This window comes from Streptomyces venezuelae ATCC 10712 (assembly GCF_008639165.1).
Classification (GTDB): Bacteria; Actinomycetota; Actinomycetes; order Streptomycetales; family Streptomycetaceae; genus Streptomyces; species Streptomyces venezuelae.
In genome coordinates, this window is the sequence record NZ_CP029197.1 from 3,806,086 (window position 1) to 3,823,289 (window position 17,204).

21 protein-coding genes are annotated in these 17,204 nt (G+C 73.4%); 11 read left to right on the plus strand and 10 right to left on the minus strand.

What is annotated here, in order from left to right; all coding sequences use genetic code 11:
* Positions 1 to 60 precede the first annotated feature (60 nt).
* Positions 61 to 1,305: an MFS transporter gene (locus tag DEJ43_RS17405; protein WP_341874289.1), complete on the minus strand. Its 1,245-nt coding sequence runs from the start codon at positions 1,303 to 1,305 to the stop codon at positions 61 to 63.
* Positions 1,293 to 2,042, minus strand: a complete 750-nt coding sequence (locus DEJ43_RS17410) for an alpha/beta fold hydrolase (RefSeq protein WP_015034695.1) — start codon at positions 2,040 to 2,042, stop codon at positions 1,293 to 1,295. Before DEJ43_RS17410 ends, DEJ43_RS17405 begins: the two co-directional genes overlap by 13 nt.
* 237 nt (positions 2,043 to 2,279) lie before the next feature.
* Between DEJ43_RS17410 and DEJ43_RS17415 the strand changes: the two genes are divergently transcribed.
* From DEJ43_RS17415 to metK, 3 genes are all read left to right on the plus strand, one after another.
* The gene (locus DEJ43_RS17415; protein ID WP_015034696.1) at positions 2,280 to 3,839 is read left to right on the plus strand and encodes an amino acid adenylation domain-containing protein; all 1,560 of its coding nucleotides are present in this window, start codon (positions 2,280 to 2,282) and stop codon (positions 3,837 to 3,839) included.
* Between the two features lie 290 nt (positions 3,840 to 4,129).
* The gene (locus tag DEJ43_RS17420) at positions 4,130 to 4,522 is read left to right on the plus strand and encodes a hypothetical protein (protein ID WP_015034697.1); all 393 of its coding nucleotides are present in this window, start codon (positions 4,130 to 4,132) and stop codon (positions 4,520 to 4,522) included.
* Between the two features lie 64 nt (positions 4,523 to 4,586).
* The gene (gene metK / locus DEJ43_RS17425; RefSeq protein ID WP_015034698.1) at positions 4,587 to 5,804 is read left to right on the plus strand and encodes a methionine adenosyltransferase; all 1,218 of its coding nucleotides are present in this window, start codon (positions 4,587 to 4,589) and stop codon (positions 5,802 to 5,804) included.
* A gap of 29 nt (positions 5,805 to 5,833) precedes the next feature.
* Here the strand turns inward: metK and DEJ43_RS38135 are convergent, their stop codons facing one another.
* From DEJ43_RS38135 to DEJ43_RS37500, 3 genes are read right to left on the minus strand one after another with little or no spacing between them, the layout of a single operon-like run.
* Positions 5,834 to 6,466 (minus strand): response regulator transcription factor, encoded by a 633-nt coding sequence (locus tag DEJ43_RS38135; protein ID WP_015034699.1) that lies wholly within the window; start codon positions 6,464 to 6,466, stop codon positions 5,834 to 5,836.
* A gap of 49 nt (positions 6,467 to 6,515) precedes the next feature.
* Positions 6,516 to 7,448: a Gfo/Idh/MocA family protein gene (locus tag DEJ43_RS17435; protein ID WP_051025896.1), complete on the minus strand. Its 933-nt coding sequence runs from the start codon at positions 7,446 to 7,448 to the stop codon at positions 6,516 to 6,518.
* Positions 7,442 to 7,645 (minus strand): hypothetical protein, encoded by a 204-nt coding sequence (locus tag DEJ43_RS37500; protein WP_041662600.1) that lies wholly within the window; start codon positions 7,643 to 7,645, stop codon positions 7,442 to 7,444. The genes DEJ43_RS17435 and DEJ43_RS37500 overlap by 7 nt, the downstream gene beginning before the upstream one ends.
* A gap of 367 nt (positions 7,646 to 8,012) precedes the next feature.
* Between DEJ43_RS37500 and DEJ43_RS17445 the strand changes: the two genes are divergently transcribed.
* The 5 genes from DEJ43_RS17445 to DEJ43_RS17465 all read left to right on the plus strand — a co-directional run bounded on the left by DEJ43_RS17445 (position 8,013) and on the right by DEJ43_RS17465 (position 10,515).
* Entirely contained in the window at positions 8,013 to 8,423 is a 411-nt protein-coding gene (locus DEJ43_RS17445) for a VOC family protein (protein ID WP_015034702.1), read from the plus strand.
* A gap of 31 nt (positions 8,424 to 8,454) precedes the next feature.
* Positions 8,455 to 8,895, plus strand: a complete 441-nt coding sequence (locus tag DEJ43_RS17450) for a helix-turn-helix transcriptional regulator (protein ID WP_041662601.1) — start codon at positions 8,455 to 8,457, stop codon at positions 8,893 to 8,895.
* A gap of 10 nt (positions 8,896 to 8,905) precedes the next feature.
* The gene (locus DEJ43_RS17455; RefSeq protein ID WP_051026109.1) at positions 8,906 to 9,535 is read left to right on the plus strand and encodes a VOC family protein; all 630 of its coding nucleotides are present in this window, start codon (positions 8,906 to 8,908) and stop codon (positions 9,533 to 9,535) included.
* A 374-nt stretch (positions 9,536 to 9,909) separates the two neighbouring features.
* Positions 9,910 to 10,113, plus strand: coding sequence for a cold-shock protein (locus DEJ43_RS17460; RefSeq protein ID WP_015034705.1), 204 nt, complete (start codon positions 9,910 to 9,912; stop codon positions 10,111 to 10,113).
* 114 nt (positions 10,114 to 10,227) lie between these two features.
* Positions 10,228 to 10,515 (plus strand): SCO5918 family protein, encoded by a 288-nt coding sequence (locus DEJ43_RS17465; RefSeq protein WP_015034706.1) that lies wholly within the window; start codon positions 10,228 to 10,230, stop codon positions 10,513 to 10,515.
* Positions 10,516 to 10,573: 58 nt separating this feature from the next.
* Here the strand turns inward: DEJ43_RS17465 and DEJ43_RS17470 are convergent, their stop codons facing one another.
* Entirely contained in the window at positions 10,574 to 10,933 is a 360-nt protein-coding gene (locus DEJ43_RS17470; RefSeq protein ID WP_015034707.1) for a hypothetical protein, read from the minus strand.
* Between the two features lie 79 nt (positions 10,934 to 11,012).
* On the minus strand, positions 11,013 to 11,540 hold the full coding sequence (locus DEJ43_RS17475; protein WP_015034708.1) for a hypothetical protein: 528 nt from the start codon (positions 11,538 to 11,540) through the stop codon (positions 11,013 to 11,015).
* Positions 11,541 to 11,697: 157 nt separating this feature from the next.
* On the opposite strand from DEJ43_RS17475, the gene DEJ43_RS17480 reads away from it, so the two are divergent.
* Together DEJ43_RS17480 and DEJ43_RS17485 are read left to right on the plus strand one after the other, a co-directional pair.
* Positions 11,698 to 12,405: a TetR/AcrR family transcriptional regulator gene (locus DEJ43_RS17480; RefSeq protein ID WP_041662603.1), complete on the plus strand. Its 708-nt coding sequence runs from the start codon at positions 11,698 to 11,700 to the stop codon at positions 12,403 to 12,405.
* Positions 12,406 to 12,410: 5 nt separating this feature from the next.
* A complete protein-coding gene (locus DEJ43_RS17485; protein ID WP_015034710.1) occupies positions 12,411 to 13,370 on the plus strand; it encodes a D-2-hydroxyacid dehydrogenase family protein in 960 nt (319 codons plus the stop codon).
* Between the two features lie 144 nt (positions 13,371 to 13,514).
* On the opposite strand, the gene DEJ43_RS17490 is transcribed toward DEJ43_RS17485, so the two are convergent.
* Positions 13,515 to 13,871: a GntR family transcriptional regulator gene (locus tag DEJ43_RS17490; RefSeq protein WP_015034711.1), complete on the minus strand. Its 357-nt coding sequence runs from the start codon at positions 13,869 to 13,871 to the stop codon at positions 13,515 to 13,517.
* Between the two features lie 2 nt (positions 13,872 to 13,873).
* Positions 13,874 to 14,839, minus strand: a complete 966-nt coding sequence (locus DEJ43_RS17495; RefSeq protein ID WP_015034712.1) for a hypothetical protein — start codon at positions 14,837 to 14,839, stop codon at positions 13,874 to 13,876.
* 136 nt (positions 14,840 to 14,975) lie between these two features.
* Between DEJ43_RS17495 and DEJ43_RS17500 the strand changes: the two genes are divergently transcribed.
* Positions 14,976 to 15,950: a S8 family peptidase gene (locus DEJ43_RS17500; RefSeq protein ID WP_015034713.1), complete on the plus strand. Its 975-nt coding sequence runs from the start codon at positions 14,976 to 14,978 to the stop codon at positions 15,948 to 15,950.
* A 72-nt stretch (positions 15,951 to 16,022) separates the two neighbouring features.
* On the opposite strand, the gene DEJ43_RS17505 is transcribed toward DEJ43_RS17500, so the two are convergent.
* Positions 16,023 to 16,898: an alpha/beta fold hydrolase gene (locus tag DEJ43_RS17505; protein WP_015034714.1), complete on the minus strand. Its 876-nt coding sequence runs from the start codon at positions 16,896 to 16,898 to the stop codon at positions 16,023 to 16,025.
* Positions 16,899 to 17,204 lie beyond the last annotated feature (306 nt).

Genomic DNA, 17,204 nt, shown 5'->3' on the forward strand with positions numbered 1-17,204 from the left:
CTCGCGCCGGCGCGCTCGGGCGCCGGCGCGGCTGTCATCGATCGGTGGTGGCCGGACCGTTCAGACGGCGAGCGGGGCCGGGTCCGTCTCCCCCGCCGTCGCGCGGCGGCCCTGGGCCCACCGGACGGCCGGGGCCATGAGCAGTCCGCCCGCGAGGAACACCCCGCCGAGCACCAGCCAGCCGGGCGTGCCCCAGTCGACGAGGAGCAGCGTCAGGGAGACCGGGCCGAACATCTGGACCGCCGCGATCCCGGTGTTGAACAGCCCCTGGTACTGGCCCTGCTTGTCCGCCGGGGCGAGTTCGTAGCCGATCACCCAGGAGCCGGCCGACTGCACCATCTCGCCGTACACGTGCAGGGCCGCGGCGACCACGAGGGCCGCCGTGGCGGCCACTCCGCCGCGGTCCGCCGAGAGGGCGAAGGCGAGGCAGGAGGCGAGGAGCACGAGGCCGGCCGTGCGGAACGAACGGATCGCGGGCTCCAGGGAGTCGATCTTCTTGGTGACCCTGACCTGGAGCGCGACGACGGACAGGGTGTTGAGGAGGAGCAGGACGGCGGTCAGCGAGCGGGGCGCGTCGGTGTGCAGGGAGATCCAGAGCGGCATGATCACGCCCAGGATCGGGATGTACAGCAGCATCACCATGTTGATCAGGGCGAGCAGCGCGTACGGGCGGTCGCGGAGCACCGCGAGCCGCGGCTCGCCGGGCGCGCGGTCCGCGGCGACGGGCGCGGCGGGCAGCCGCAGGAACAGCAGTCCGCACACCACGAAGCTGAGGGCGTTGATCGCGAACATGAGGAGGTACGAGGCCCGGGTGTCCCACAGCAGGGCGAGACCGCCGAGGCCGGCGCCGGCCGAGATGCCGAGGTTGGTGAAGACTCGGATCCTGGCCCGGACGAGCACCAGCTTCTCGCCGCTGAGGACCGCCGGGATCAGCGCCTGCCGGGCGGCGTGCGCGCCCCGGTCGAACGTCGCGTAGAAGGTCGCGATGACGACGAACAGCGGGAAGGAGTCCGTCGCCAGGTAGGCGGTGGTGGCGAGGCCGGCCAGCATCAGCAGGACGACGGTGGTGCCCCGGGCGCCCTTGCGGTCGGCGAGGTGCCCGAACGGGACGCCCGCGAAGAGACCGGCGATTCCCGCGATGCTGAGGCCGAGGCCCAGCTGGGTCGGGGAGAATCCCGCGATCCGGGTGAAATAGAGCACGGAAACCGTCAGGAACACACCGTTTCCGAAGGAATTCGCGAGCGTTCCCAGGAGCAGCATGCGCCCCGGGCCCCGCTCTATGGAACCGAACTTCATGCGGCGCATTCCCTCTCGTCCGTACCGCCGAAATGGTTCCGATAGAACGCGCGCATGGCGGAGGTGATGTCACCGGTGTGCCGGAGACAGTCGGCGTGCGTGCCCTTGATGAATTCGAGGGAGAAGGAGGCGCCGGCACGGCGGGACAGGCGCTCGCGCTCGTCCGCCGGGATCTTGGGGCTGTCGTCGGCGGCCAGGACGAGCAGCGGGATGCCGAGCCGCTCCAGCAGGTCCGGCAGGTGACCGAAGTCGTACGTCCAGCGCAGCAGGCTCCCCTCGGCCCACTCGTCCGCCACGTGCAGGTGCGGATGGGCGTCGAAGGACTGGTCGACGACGACCACGCTGCGGACCCGGGAGGCGCCCCAGGTGACGGCGGAGACCGCCGCGACGAGACCGCCGTACGAGTAGCCGACCAGGTGCAGTTCGTCCGGCAGCACGTCGGCGAAGCGGTGCAGGTCGGCGGAGAAGTCCAGGACGGAGAAGCCCCAGTCGGGGCTCGGGCTGTCGCCGTGGCCGCGCAGGGAGGGGTGGACGGCCACCGCGCCCGCCGGGCACAGCGCGTCCCCGATCGGCCGCAGCTGTCGCTTGTCGCCGCCGAATCCGTGCAGCAGCAGCATGCTTCCCGGGGCCCCGCCGGCCCGCGTCGCGCCGGGCACCGCGTCGTAGTCCAGCAGCTCGACGCCGCTGGAGTGACCGGCCAGGGCCGGGCCGGGAAGGACGTGCGCTTCCGGATCGAGCGCGCTCATCGACGAAACCCCCTTGGGAAAGGACCGAATACCGAATGCGGCGACGCCGGCAGGGAACCGGCGTACCGCCGGGCGGATCGCGGCGGTTGCTGCTCGCCGGACCTCGATCAGATTTCCCGGTCGGTGCGGGGGTGTCAACGCTCCCCGGTGTCCCCAGAACCGGGGACACGACGACAGGTGCGGGAGTCTCTTCCCCTTGCCTACGGTTTATCGTCCGCCACCGTCGGAGGGATATCCGTGGGAATTGCGCTCATTCATCAGGCCGTCACCCGTCAGGCCCGCCTGGCGCCGGACGCGGTCGCGGTGGTGGACGGGGACACCCGCCTCGGGTACGCCTCCCTGGACGCGGCGGCCGGCCACTGGGCCGGGCTCCTCGCCCGCGCCGGGGTGGGGCCCGGCACCCTCGTCCCGGTCCTCCTGCCGCGCTCGGCCCGGCTGTACACGGCGCTGCTCGCGGTGCTCAAGTGCGGGGCCGCGTACGCCGCGTTGGACCCGAGGTGGCCCCGCGAGCGGGTCGAGGAGGTGCTCCGGCAGCTGGACGCGCCGGTGCTCGTGACGGACGCGGACGAGGCGTACGGCGACACCCCGTCGTGGCGGCCGCCGGCCCTCGGGGACGAGGACGGGACCGAGGACGGGACCGAGGACGGGACCGAGGGCGGGACCGAGGCCGGGACCGAGGACGGGGCCGAGGACGGGTTCGTCGCGTACGACGGGCCGGCCGACGCTCCCGCCGCCGTCTTCTTCACCTCCGGCACCACCGGCACCCCCAAGGGCGTGGTGTCCCCGCACGCGGCCACCACCCGGCTCTTCGCACCGGACGGCCCGCTCGCCTTCGGCCCCGGCACCGTCGTGATGCAGGCCTCGCCCTCGCCCTGGGACGCCTTCTCCCTCGAACTGTGGGGCCCGCTCACCACCGGCGGCACCTGTGTCACCGCCGCCGAGGACTACCTGCTCCCGGACACCGTGAGCCGGCTCGTCGCCGACCACGGCGTCGACACCGCCTGGCTGACCGCCTCCCTCTTCAACCTCCTCACCGAGATCGACGTGGACTGCTTCGACGGCCTGCGCCGGCTCTACACCGGCGGTGAGCGGCTGTCCGCCCCGCACGTCGCCCGCTTCCTGGAGCGGCACCCGGGCATCCGGCTGCTCAACGGCTACGGGCCGGTGGAGAGTTGTGTCTTCGCCACCGTCCATCCGATCGGCCCGGAGGACTGCGACCGCGAGCACGGCATCCCCATCGGGCGCGAGGTCCCCGGGACGGAGGTGCACGTCCTCGACGACGACGGACATCCCTGCGGGCCCGACGCCGTCGGTGAACTCTGCGTCAGCGGCGCGGGGTTGGCCCGCGAATACCTCGGCGACCCCGGGCTCACGGCCCGCCGCTTCCTCGCCGCCGCCCCCGACGGGACCCGCCCGCGCACCTACCGGACCGGCGACCGGGGCTTCCGCGACGCGGACGGCGTCCTCCACTTCACCGGGCGCACCGACCGCCAGGTCAAGATCCGTGGCAACCGCGTCGAGCCCGAGGAGATCGAGGCCCACGCCGCCCGGCTGCCCGGCATCGCCCGCTGCGCGGCCGTGCCCGTCCCCGGCGTGCTGGGGAACTACGACCGGCTCGCGCTGTTCTACACGGCGGCCGGGGAGGACCCAGGAACGCCCGAGGCGCTGCGGCGCACGCTGGGCCGCGAACTCCCCCCGTACGCCGTCCCCGACGTCGTCCAGCGGGTGGACCGGCTCCCCGTCACCGCCAACGGCAAGATCGACCGCCCACGGCTGCTCGCGGGGCTGGGCACCTGACCCGGGGGGGGCGGGGGCCGGTCCCTGGGGGCCGGTCACCGGGCCCCGGGGGCCCCGCCGCCGGGCCCCGGGGGCCGGGCGTCTGTCCCGCAGGCCCGGCGCCTGTCCCGCAGGCCCGGCGCCTGTCCCGGGAGCCGGCCGCCGGGCCCCGGCGGCCGAGCGCCCGTCCCGGGGGGGGCCGGCCGCCTGGCCCGTACGACGACAGCTCCCGCCCCGGCCGCCACTCGGCCCCCGCCGACCCCTCGCCCCCCTCGCCCCCCCTCGCGTCCCTCACCGAAAGGCCCCTCCCGATGCCCGTCATCACCCTCATGTCGCCCGATCCCGGTCCGGGTCGCCCGGCCCTCGCGCGGGTGGCCGAGGCGGTCACCGGCCTCCTGGGCATCCCTGCGGAGCACTGCTGGGTGCTCTGGCAGCGGCTCGACGCCGACGCGGCGCACCGGCCCGACTGGCGGGACGACGGCTCCCCGTGCGCTCCCGTCGGCTTCGTCACCTGCAAGGAGACGTACCCGAAGGAACTCGTGTCGGAGCTGCTGCTGTTGCTGCGCGACGAGCTGAGCACGCTGCTCGCCGTCCCGGCCGACGAGGTCTACCTCGTCGTCCGCCGGGCCGTCCCGGGCGAACTGCTCGTCCGGGGAAACGTGTGGCAGGGAGACGCCAAGGTCCCCGCCCCCACCGGTTCCTGACCACCCCGGCCGGGGTTCCGGCCGCCCCCATCCGCCCCGTACACCGCCCCCTCGGAGGAGCTCCGTGTCCCGACGTCTGTTCACTTCGGAATCCGTCACCGAAGGACACCCCGACAAGATCGCCGACCAGATCAGCGACACCATCCTCGACGCCCTGCTCAAGGAGGACCCCTCCTCGCGGGTCGCCGTGGAGACGCTGATCACCACGGGCCTGGTCCACGTCGCCGGCGAGGTGACCACCTCCGCGTTCGCCCCGATCGCCTCGCTGGTGCGGGATCGCATCCTCGACATCGGCTACGACAGTTCCACGCAGGGCTTCGACGGCGCCTCCTGCGGGGTGTCCGTGTCCATCGGTTCGCAGTCCCCGGACATCGCCCAGGGCGTCGACCACGCCTACGAGGTGCGGACGGCGGAGGAGGAGGCGGGCGCCGCCGGGGGCGACGAGGACGCGATCGGCCGGCAGGGCGCCGGCGACCAGGGGATCATGTTCGGCTTCGCCTGCGACGAGACCCCCGAACTGATGCCGCTGCCGATCATGCTGGCGCACCGGATGGCCCGGCGGCTGGCCGCCGTGCGCAAGGACGGCACCCTGCCGTACCTGCGGCCCGACGGGAAGACGCAGGTCACCATCGAGTACGACGGCAACCGGCCGGTCCGGCTCGACACCGTCGTGGTCTCCGCGCAGCACTCCGACGGCCTCGACCTCGACTCGGTGCTGGTGCCGGACATCCACGAGTGCGTGGTCGAGCCCGAGCTGGCCTCGCTCGACATCGACACCCGCGGCTACCGGCTGCTCGTGAACCCGACCGGCCGGTTCGAGATCGGCGGTCCGATGGGTGACGCGGGCCTCACCGGGCGGAAGATCATCATCGACACGTACGGCGGGATGGCCCGGCACGGCGGCGGGGCGTTCTCCGGCAAGGACCCGTCGAAGGTGGACCGTTCGGCGGCGTACGCGATGCGCTGGGTCGCGAAGAACGTCGTCGCGGCCGGGCTCGCCCGCCGCTGCGAGGTCCAGGTCGCGTATGCCATCGGCAAGGCCGAACCCGTCGGCCTCTTCGTCGAGACCTTCGGCACCGAGACCGTGCCCGTGGCGCGGATCCAGGAGGCCGTCGGCGAGGTCTTCGACCTCCGTCCGGCCGCCATCGTCAGGGACCTGGACCTGCTCCGCCCGATCTACGCCCAGACGGCGGCGTACGGCCACTTCGGCCGGGAACTGCCCGACTTCACCTGGGAGCGCACGGACCGCGCCGAGCGCCTCCGGCTCGCGGCGGGCGCCTGAGCCGGAGACCCGGCCGCCGCCGGGGGCCGTCAGTCCCAGCCGTACGCCATCGCGGCCCGCACCAGCTCGGCCTTGTTGCCGAGGCCGAGCTTGCTGCGCATCCGCTTGACGTACGTGTCCACGGTGTGGCGGCTGATGCCCAGCCGGCGGGCTATCTGATCGTGCGTCAGGCCGTGGGTGAGCATGCGGATCACCTGCCGTTCGCGTACGGACAGCAGCGTCGCGTCCTCCTCCGCCGCCTCCCCCTCCCGCTCCGCCCCGCGCGACCGTACGGCCGCCTCGCGCACGGCGGCGGCCAGGGCCACCGGCCCGGACCGCTCGGAGAGGTAGCCGCTGACGCCCGGACAGCTGCTCTCCAGGTGTCCGGTCGAGGGCATGAGCAGGACGCACGACGCCCGGGTCACGGCCGCCTCGGCGGGCGTCGCCCGTTCAGGCGGCCGGTCGAGGACGAGGACGTCCAGCCGCTCCGGCAGCTCGCGTACGGAGCCGCGCGGGCCGCCCGTACCGCCGGGTCCGTCCGGGCCGCCGGAACCGGACGGGTCCTCGGCGGGGCCGTACCCCGTGCTCAGGACGTGGACCCGCATGTCCGGCGCCTCCGAGAGGGCTTGGCTCACGGCCCACTCGATCAGCGGATGGTCGTGGATCAGTCCGATCTCGAACAACGGAACCCTCACAGTGTCGTACGGTCGGGAAGGCCCGGGCAGGGCACGCTCACGCGCGGAGCGCCTGCAGGATCCGGGTCACGGGACGCGCGCCGTCCAGATGGCTGTGCCGGGGCCGGTGCCCCGTCCTCATCGCCTCGGCCATGTCCTGGTAGACGAGCCGCCGCAGCAGCGGGAGCGGCAGCGTCGGCCAGATGTCGTCGACGTCGTCGATCCGCGCGCTGACCGTGCCGTCGTCGACGGAGAGGCAGTTGGCGGGGCCGAGGACCCGCAGCCGCTCGGAGGAGGCGGCCGCCTCCGAGGTCGCGGTGAAGGAGAGCGTGGCCCCGCTGCCGAACTCGATGACGCCGGTGGCCCGGGTGTCGATGCCCCGGTACGCCTCCCGGCCGGGGGCGAGCCACAGCCCGGCGGGGTCGCCGAGCAACTGGCAGGCCAGGTCGAGGTAGTGGACCGCGAGGTGCGCGACGGCGCCGCCCAGGGCGGCGGCGGGGTCCGACCGCCACGGCGTCCGGCCGAAGTGGGCCGGGGACCTGAACCGGGACACCTCGAGCGTCCCGGTCAGCGAAGGGTCGGACCAGTCGGCCGCGCACACCGCCTCCGGCAGCCGGAGGCGGTGCTGGAGCATGACGCCGATGGGCCGGCCCGCCTGCTCCGCGACCGAGACCATCCGGTCGACCTCCTGCTCGGAGAGCGCGGGAGGCGCTTCGAGGAGGACGGCCTTGCCCGCCCGCAGGGCTTCGAGGGCAAGGTCGGCCCGGCCGCCGGGCGGCAGGCAGAGGCCCACCAGGTCGACCTCGGGGTCGGCGAGCACCGCGTCCCAGGAGGGTGCGCGCCGCAGCGGGCCGGTGGTCAGGGCCTCGTCGGCCTCGACGACGGCGGAGACCCGGAACTCGGTGGACCCGGCCAGGGCCTCGGCGTGCTGGCGCCCCGCCACGCCGAAGCCGACGATCGCGACGTTCACGACCACGGCGGCGGCTACCACCAGCCGTTGTCGTCGCCCGGCGCGTTCACCGCCGCTGCCGCGGTGGTGGCCGGCGCGGTGGCGACGGTGTGCGTCTCCGCCGCCGGCTCCGGGGCCGGCTCCGGGGCCGCGAAGGCGTGGCCGGCGACGGTGGCCTGCGCGGCAAGCAGCAGGCCGGTGGTGGCGACGAGTACGCGGGTACGCAGGGCCTTGCTCATTGTGGTGTCCCCCCGAGACGTGTGGAGCGGCGCGGCGCCTCCGACTTCTGGGCGCCTCGCCGCGGTGCCTGTGGGGTTCATGGTGTGCGCCCGGCGGGCGGTGATCAACGCCCCGGGATGGCGGTCAGTGGCCATGACGCCTCGTGGCCACCCCCCGCCACGTCTCACATGTTGAGACAATCTTGCGGTGCGGGGCGCCGGGGCGCTAATCGCGCGCAACGGGACGCTCCGAAGGGGGCGTTGACGTTCCGCGCGGCGGAAGCCCCGGGGCCGGGCTCGCCCGCCTTACGAAGGTCTTGGGGCGATCGACCGGTTTTCGTCAGGATTCGAGAAGCGGCGCCCCGCCGGCCCAACTAGCTTGTGGGCCATGGACCTCACCATTCACACCACCGTCCTCCCGCACGACGACCCCGACGCCTCCCTGGCCTTCTACCGCGACGCCCTCGGCTTCGAGGTGCGCAGCGACGTCGGCCAGGGCAGGACCCGGTGGATCACCGTCGGCCCCGTCGGCCGGCCCGACACGTCGATCCTGCTCGCACCGCCCGGCGCCGACCCGGGGATCACCGAGGCCGAGCGGCGCACCATCGCCGAGATGATGGCGAAGGGCACGTACGGCTGGATCCTGCTCGCCACCCCCGACCTCGACGGCGTCTTCGAGAAGGTGCAGGCCGGGGACGTCGAGGTGGTGCAGGAGCCGACCGAGCAGCCGTACGGCGTGCGGGACTGCGCCTTCCGCGACCCCGCGGGCAACCTCGTCCGGATCCAGCAGCTCCGCTGAAAGGATTCCTCCCATGTGTCATCCTGCGTGGATGAGCGCACTGACCGAGGCGCAGCGCCTGAGCGACCTGGCACGGCTGCGCCGCGTCCGCGACCGCATCGACCGGGAGTACGCGCAGCCGCTCGACGTCGAGGCGCTCGCCCGCGGCGTGAACATGTCGGCGGGCCACCTCAGCCGGCAGTTCCGCCAGGCCTACGGCGAAGCCCCGTACTCCTACCTCATGACCCGGCGCATCGAGCGGGCCATGGCCCTGCTCCAGCGGGGCGACCTCAGCGTCACCGACGTCTGTTTCACCGTCGGCTGCTCCTCGCTCGGCACCTTCAGCACCCGCTTCACCGAGCTCGTCGGCGTCCCTCCCAGCGTCTACCGGCGCCAGGTCGCCGACAGCGAGGCGGGCATGCCGTCGTGCGTCGCGAAGCAGGTCGGCCGACCGGTCAGGAATCGAGAAGCACCGGTGGCCGCCCCCGCCTAGCGTGAAGTGCATGACCTCCCTCGCAGCCATCACCCTCGAGGTGGCCGACCTTCCGGCCGCCGAGCGCTTCTACTCCGCCTCCGGGCTCGGCGCCCATGTGCGCCTGCGGGCCTCGGACGCGCCCACGACCGGCTTCCGCGGGTTCTCGCTCTCGCTCACGGTCGACCGGCCGGCCGATGTCCGGCACTTCCTCGACGGAGCCCTGGACGCCGGCGCCACCTCGCTGAAGCCCGCCTCGAAGTCCTTCTGGGGCTACGGCGGCGTCGTCCAGGCCCCGGACGGGACCATCTGGAAGGTCGCGACCTCGGCCAAGAAGGACGACGGCCCGGCGACCGGCCGCGTCGACTCGTTCGTGCTCCTCCTCGGGGCCTCGGACGTCGCCGAGACCAGGGCGTTCTACGTCGGGCACGGTCTCACCGTCGCCAAGAGCTTCGGCCGCAAGTACGTGGAGTTCGCCGCGGCGCCGGACAGCCCGGTGAAGCTCGCCCTGTACGGGCGCCGGGCGCTCGCCAAGGACGTCGGCGTCCCGGTCGACGGCGAGGGGTCCCACCGGATCGTGCTCGGCGGCACCGGCACCGACGCCTTCACCGACCCGGACGGCTTCGCCTGGGAACCCGCGGCCGTGCCCACCACGCCCTGACCACCCGCTCCCGCACGGCGGGGCAGGACCGGCCCGCCGCGGGCCGGTCCCCCGCCCCCCCGGGTTCCGGGTTCCGGCCTCCGGGTGAATATCCGAGAGCGCGCCGCGGGAATTCCGGGCGCCGCACGGTGAAAATTTGTCATCTAAACACACGTGATCGCCCCCGGAGAAATCTTCACCCCGCACAACGGCCCCCACCGTGCTAGTGTCGATATCAGTTGCAGTTGTGGGTCCCGAACATACGAGTGCCCGTCCGGTTTACCGGCTGTGGGCGCTCTTTTTTTGATTTCCGGGTTTTCCGGGCGGGGCGATCATCGCGGCGACACGGAGCGCGCACGGCGTGCGCTCCGAGCACTGCCCCGAAGGAGTTTGATATGGCGACCGGCACCGTGAAGTGGTTCAACTCGGAAAAGGGCTTCGGCTTCATCGAGCAGGACGGCGGCGGCCCCGACGTCTTCGCCCACTACTCGAACATCGCCGCCTCCGGCTTCCGTGAGCTCCAGGAAGGCCAGAAGGTGAGCTTCGACATCGCGCAGGGCCAGAAGGGCCCGACCGCCGAGAACATCGTCCCCGCCTGAGTCCAGGCGCCGACGCGCAGCACCGGCTGACGAGCTGAGGCCCGCACCTTCGGGGTGCGGGCCTCAGCTCTTTGTCTCCCCTTTTATTCGGATCACTTCTTCGCAGGAGTCACCATGCGCTGTGTCATCGCCCGCTTCCCCTTCGAGCTCACCAAAGCCGGGGTCATCGCATCGATGAAGGGCGTCAAGCCCGAGCCGGCCATCGGTGAGGTCGTCGTCATCGGGCGCCGCCAGTACCCCGTGAAGCAGGTGGGCGAGGTCGTCACCCGCCAGGACCGGCGGGACTTCAGCGCCGGCGAGGTCGTCCGTGCGATGACCAAGCTGGGCTTCACGACGCTCACCGTGACCGCCGGGGGCCCCACCGGGGAATCCACCGAGGAGCCCACCGGGTCGGCCTTCTGACGTCAGCGGTTCGACGTGACCGGTCAGTGGTCGGGCAGCGGCCGGTCAGCGGGCGCGGTCAGTGGTCGAAGTAACTGAAGTCGCCCACCGTCCAGGCGCTGACGTCGGCGAGGGCGACCCGGTACATTCCGCCGGTCTCCGGGATGCCCACCGTGCCCTGGAGGATCCGGGCGAGATGGAAGTGCAGATGGGTGGGCGGGCCGTCCTTGCGGACGGTGGGGCTGAAGATTCCGGAGAACTCGCCGAGGCGGTCCGAGTCCGTCAGGACTTCCGACACGCGCTGTCTCCACAGGGCTTCCGGGGCGAGCCGGCCGGTGAGGACCGCACCCCCCACGACCACCGTCAGGGACATCTGGTTGCTCTGCCCGGACTCCACCGTGGAGGCAAGGGCGACGAGCAGTTCGTCAGGCTTCGACATGGAAGTCGATTCTAGGCGGCCCCGCGACCGCGCGAGCGGTGCCCGTCGGGCCGGCGGCCGGGCGGGCCCGGCCGCCGGGTCAGACCAGGGCCGCGGCCGTCAGAGCGAGGGCCGAGCCGGCGAACACCACGGTGTGGCGGACGTTCTGGAGGATGCGGGTCCAGGCGGGGAAGGCGCCCTCGGCGGCCGCGAGGAAGGCGGGGACGTCGACCCGGAGGAGCTCGGGGTCGCCCTTGCGGCGGAAGGCGGCGCGGACGGACTTCACGGCGCCGAGCTGGCTCTGCAGGATCGCGATGTTGGCGAGGAAGGCGATCGAGGAGAACACCCAGGTGAGGGTGGTTCCCCAGGGGCTGCCCGCCAGGTTGAGGACGGCGGCGGTCAGCGACGCGGCGCCGAAGGCGCCCGGCGCCCACCACTCGTGGCCGCTCGCGTCGAAGCGGAGCCTGTTCTCCTCCAGGACGGCCGGGCGGACGCCCTGGCGCCGCAGTTCGGTGACGGCGGCGGCCTTGGCGGCGGCGCCGAAGCGGTGGCGGAGGACGGGGATGCTGACGAAGGCGGCGGCGACGAGGATCTGGGCGGCGGCGGCGAGGACGGTGAGGGTGGTCATGACGGGCTCCTTGGCGGTTGCGATCCGATGGACTCACAGACGGACTTGCACTTAGTTCAAGTGACGATGTCGAGAACTGTAGAGGCCCACTTGAACTAAGTGCAAGACCTGACTTGAACATTGTGCAACCGCATCCGCGGTGACCTATCGTGAGCGCATGGCCCGCTCCACGCTCACCCGCGACCAGATCGTCCGCACCGCCGTCGAACTCCTCGACTCCGACGGCCTCGAAGGCCTCAACATGCGCAGCCTCGGCCAGCGACTGAACTCGGCCGCCACCGCCGTCTACTGGCACGTGAAGAACAAGGACGACCTGGTCACGCTGGCCGGCGACCTCGTCTGGGACGAGATCCGGCTGCCCGACCTCGACACCGTCGACTGGCGCACGGCCGCCACCGCCATGGCCGGCGACCTGTACGCGATGTTCGGCCGCCACCCCTGGCTCGTCCAGGCCTTCGCGACCCACCTCTTCCACGGCGAGGGCAAGGCCCGGCACGACGACCACAACCTCGCGGTGTACGAGGCGGGCGGGTTCACCGGCCCCGCGGCCGACCGGGCCGCCGCCGCCGTCTTCACCTACGTCCTCGGCAACGCCTCCTCCTCCGCCGCCACCACCGCCCTGACCCGCCGGATCGAACGCGACGGCCGGGACGCCGGGGAGGTGTTCGCCGCCACCATGAAGGAGGCCGCCGAGGTCGCCGGGCGCTTCCCCCGGCTGCGGAGCCGCATCGACGCCCTGACCGCCGACGACTACGCCGAAGGCCCCGACGACACCTTCGCGTTCGGCCTCGACGCCCTGCTCGACGGCATGGCGGCCCGACTGCCCGCCGCCCACCCCGCCACCCGCACCGCCGACGAGAACTGAGGCCCATGAAACCGCGCTGCGCCGTACTCGACGACTACCAGGGCGCCGCCCTCACCTCCGCCGACTGGAGCCCGCTCGCCGACCGGATCGACGTGCGGGTGCTCCGCGAGCACCTCACCGACCGGGACGCGCTCGTCGCCGCCGTCGAGGACTGCGAGATCCTCGTCGTCATGCGGGAACGGACCCCCGTCGACGCCGCGCTCCTCGACCGGCTCCCCCAGCTCCGGCTCCTCGTCACCTCCGGCATGCGCAACGCCTCCGTCGACGTCGCCGCCGCCCGCGCCCGCGGCGTCACCGTCTGCGGCACCGCGAGCAGCTCCGAGCCGCCCACCGAACTCACCTGGGCCCTCCTCCTCGGCCTCGCCCGGCACGTACCCGCCGAGGCCCGCGCCCTGCGGGAAGGCGGGCCCTGGCAGTCGACCGTCGGCGCCGACCTGGCCGGCCGGACCCTCGGCCTCGTCGGACTCGGCAAGATCGGCGGCCGGGTCGCCCGGATCGGGCTCGCCTTCGGCATGGACGTCCACGCGTGGAGCCCCCACCTGACCGAGGAGCGGGCCGCCGAGCACGGCGTACGGCTCGCGAAGGACCGGCGGGAACTCCTCGCCGACAGCGACTTCGTCTCGCTCCACATGGTGCTCTCCGACCGCACCCGGGGCCTGATCGGAGAGCCCGAACTGCGGGCCATGCGCCCGCACGCGTACCTCGTGAACACCTCGCGGGCCGGTCTCGTCGACGGCGCGGCGCTGCTGCGGGCGCTGCGCGAGGGGTGGATCGCGGGGGCGGGCCTCGACGTCTTCGACACCGAGCCGCTCCCGGCGGACGACCCGCTGCGGTCCCTGCCGAACGTCCTCGCGCTCCCGCACCTCGGATACGTGACGAAGGGGAACTACGCGCGCTACTTCGGGCAGGCGGTGGAGAACATCGAGGCCTACCTGGCGGGCGCGCCGGTACGCGAACTGACCTGAGGCCCGGGGCCGTACCGGAAGGACGGGCGCGGCCCGGGACCATACCGGCCGAGGGCTGGCTCCGTACCGGCGAGGGCCGGCGCGACCCGGCCCCGTACAGACCGAGGGCTGGCCCCGTCCCGGCGCCGGCCGAGCCCGCGCCCGCTAGCCCAGGCTCGTACGGGCCAGTTCCACGAACTCCTCGTCCGTCAGGCCGAGTTCGCGGGCCTCCGCCGCCGCCTCGCGGAGCCGGGAGACCAGCCGGGCCCGGTCGGGGGCGGCGGCCCCGGGGACGATGACGGCGCCCCGGCCCCGGCGGAGTTCGATGAGGCCCTCCTCGCGCAGCCGCTGGTAGCCGCGGAGGACGGTGTGGACGTTGACGCCGAGGGAGTCGGCGAGTTCGCGGGCGGCCGGGAGCCGCTCGCCGGGCGCGGCGGAGCCGTCGGCGAGGGCGCCCCGGACACAGGCGGCGATCTGGTCGCCGAGCGGGACGGCGGAGGCCGGGTCGACACGGAAGAGCACGGTCAGACCTTCCCACGGCGCTCGGCGAGCGTGTTGAGCAGCGCGGCCGCGGTCCGCGCGTCGGGCACGGTGACGGCGAACTCCCGCCCGCCGGACCGCCGCACGACGAGTGCCTCCCCGGCCCGCAGCACCAGGCCGGTGCGGTCGGCCCTGACCCGGTACCCCCAGCCGCCGTAGTCGGCGAGCACGGCGGCGGTGTCGAGCTCCCGCACGCTCGCGCCGGTGACCTCGTCGAGCGGGACCCGGACGCGGGGCCGGCCGGCCAGCGACGGCCGTACGGTCACGCCCCACCGGTCGACGGTGACGCGGACCCGGGCGAGCGCGAGCCCCGGCACCCCGATGACCAGGCCGAGCAGCGCGAGCAGGGCGGCGGGCCAGGGGGCGAGGAGCAGGCCCGCCGGGACGGCGGCGAGGGCCAGCAGGGAGAGCACGGTCAGCGGCCGTGAGGCGGTGGTGCGTGACCAGCCGGCGACCTCGCTCGCGCCGAGTGCAAGCCGGGGCCCCTCGGCCGCGGCCCCGGGAGCGTCCGCTCCCGCCCCGGCCGGTGCGAGCCGGGTCAGCGCCCCGCCCGCGAGGGCGAACAGGGCCGCGGCCGCGCCCCCGAGCAGGAGGTTGGTGAGCGGGGAGACGACCTGGGCCGGGTCGGCCGCGTCGAGGTTGTCCCGGAGCAGGAGGACGAGCAGCGCTCCGGTGAAGCCGGCCGTCGCCCAGGCGCCCCAGAGGGCGGTGCGGCGGACGAGGACGGTCCAGCCGGTGCCGAGGCCGAGGAGCAGGGCGACACTGACGGCCGCGAAGGCGGTGCGGCCGGTGAAGCCGTCGGCGCGGGCGGAGTCGGCCCCGGAGAAGTGGGTGGCGAGGGTGTCGGGGAGCCGGTCGCCCCAGGCGGCGAGCAGCACCAGGTAGGTGACGAGGGTGAGGACGAACGGGAACGCGGCGAAGGCGCGGAGTCGAGGCGTGGCGCGGTTCATGTGAAACCTCCCTTGTTCGCATCAGGATAGAACAAGTTGTTCGCACTTAGCTAGAACAATGCGCGTCTCCGTCGGGATGCGGACGTGATCCACAGCCTGTTGACTGGGCCAAACGCGCACAAATGGGGAGAAAAACATGCGTCGTCGGCCCACCACCGTCACCCTCACGGCCCTCGTCGTCCTCACCGCCGCCCTCGCCACCGGCTGCGGCAGCGACGACGAGCCCGACCCGCTGCGCGGTCAGCAATGGGCCCTCGACGCACTGAAGCTGCCGGACGCCTGGAAGACCTCCAAGGGCGAGGACACCGTCATCGCGGTCGTCGACACCGGCGTCGACCTCGACCACCCCGACCTGAAGGGCCGGCTCGTCGACGGCTACGACTTCGTCGACGGCGACGACGAGCCCAAGGACCTGAACGGCCACGGCACCCACGTCTCCGGCATCGCCGCCGCCCACACCGACAACGGCATCGGCGTCGCGGGCGGCGCGCCCGGCGCCAAGATCATGCCGGTCCGGGTGCTCGGCGCGGACGGCAGCGGCACCGACGCGAACATCACCAAGGGCATCGTCTGGGCCGCCGACCAGGGCGCCGACGTCATCAACCTCTCCCTCGGCGAGTCCGGCCTGATGGCCCGTCTCCTCAAGGGCGGCATCCTCAACCAGGCCATCACGCACGCCAACGGCAAGGGAGCGGTCGTGGTGGCCGCCGCGGGCAACGACTCCACCGCGCTCCAGCCCTACAAGCTCGACACCCCGGTCCTCGTCGTCAACGCGGCCGACCGGAACGGACAGCCGGCCTCCTTCACCAACTTCGGCGCGCAGAACGCCGTCTCCGCCCCGGGCGTCGACATCCTCTCGACCCTCCCGACGTACCCGACGAAGGAGACCCTGAAGAACACCTCGGGGTACGGGAAGCTGTCCGGGACGTCGATGGCCTCGCCGTACGTCTCCGCCGTGGCCGCGCTCCTGCACCACCAGGGTCTCGACCCGGCCGCGATCATGTCGACGATCCGCGGCGCGGCGGCCAACCCGCAGCAGCTCGCCAAGCTCGGCCTCGGAAACGTCGACGCGTCGGCAGCCGTGAAGGTTGCCCCCGCGACGAAGAGCTGACACGGCCGGCCAGTCGGCGCCACGGCCGACGCCGACACGGCGGCCGGCTCGCGCAGTGGCTGACGTGGCCGGTCAGCTCGCGCTGTCGTCGAGGACCGCGCGCAGCGCCTCCGCGAATTCCGCCGGAGCCCCGTGCTGGCCGAACTCGCCGCCCAGGAAGCCGCCGTGGTGGCTCGGGAAGACGGTGAGCGGGGTGCCGACGCCCTCGGCGACGGCGACCGCGGCACGGGCGGCGAAGGTGCCCTCGGACTCCTTGCCGGCCGCGACGACGATCCGCGTCGGCGCGGCGCGGAGGGCGGGGAAGTCGGGGACGTAGGAGGTGCAGCCCCGCATGTTCTGGCCGAGCAGCGGGTCGCCGCGCGTGCCGTCGTCCTCGGACGGCAGGCCGAACGCCGCCGGGGAGGGGGCGGGCTCCTCGGCCCAGTTCGCCGGGAACTCCCCCGTGCGGGCGGTCAGCGCCAGGAACTTGGCCATCGCGGGTCCCCAGCCGTCCCGCAGATAGGTCGCGTGGACGTCGGCGCAGACCTCCAGGGCCGCCTCGCGGTCCGGGACGACCTGGGCGGTCGGGGGCTCGTGCGCGACCAGGGTGTGCACGAGGTCGCCGCGCCGGGCGACCAGCGCGAGGGCGTTGACGGCGCCGCCGCTGCTCGCGAAGACGTCCACGGGTCCTGCGCCGAGCGCCTCGATCAGCCGGGCCAGGTCGTCGGCGTGCTCCTCGGGGAACGTCTCCGTCGCGCCGTCGGTGCGCTCGCTGCGGGACACCCCACGCGGGTCGTACGTGACGACGGTCCGGTCGGCGAAGTGCGAGGCGAGCGTGGTGAAGCCGGTGGCGTCCATCGGGGAGCCGATCAGCAGCAGGGGGCGCTCGCCGGTCCCGGTGCCGGGGCGCACGTCGTAGCGCAGGGTGGCGCCGGCGGTGTCCAGGACGCGGGTGTCGATCTCGACCATGGTCATCTCCTCGGTGGTGGGCCGTTCGGCCGTTCATGGGGGTGGACCCCCGGCCCCACCGGAACTCATCGGTCGCGCGGGCCCTCCGCCGACTCTTCCTGCCCCGCGTCGCAGTCGTGCTCCGCCGCGTTCACCACGACCCGGTCCAACAGGCCGCGCAGCAGTACCTGTTCGGCTTCGGTGAGGTCGCCGAAGAGTTCGCGCTCGGCGAGCTGAGCACCCTCTCGGCCTGACGAGACGAATCGTCTTGCGGAGGGGGCGCGCCTGGAGTACCGTCGAAGAAGCGAGACGAGACGTACCGTCTCA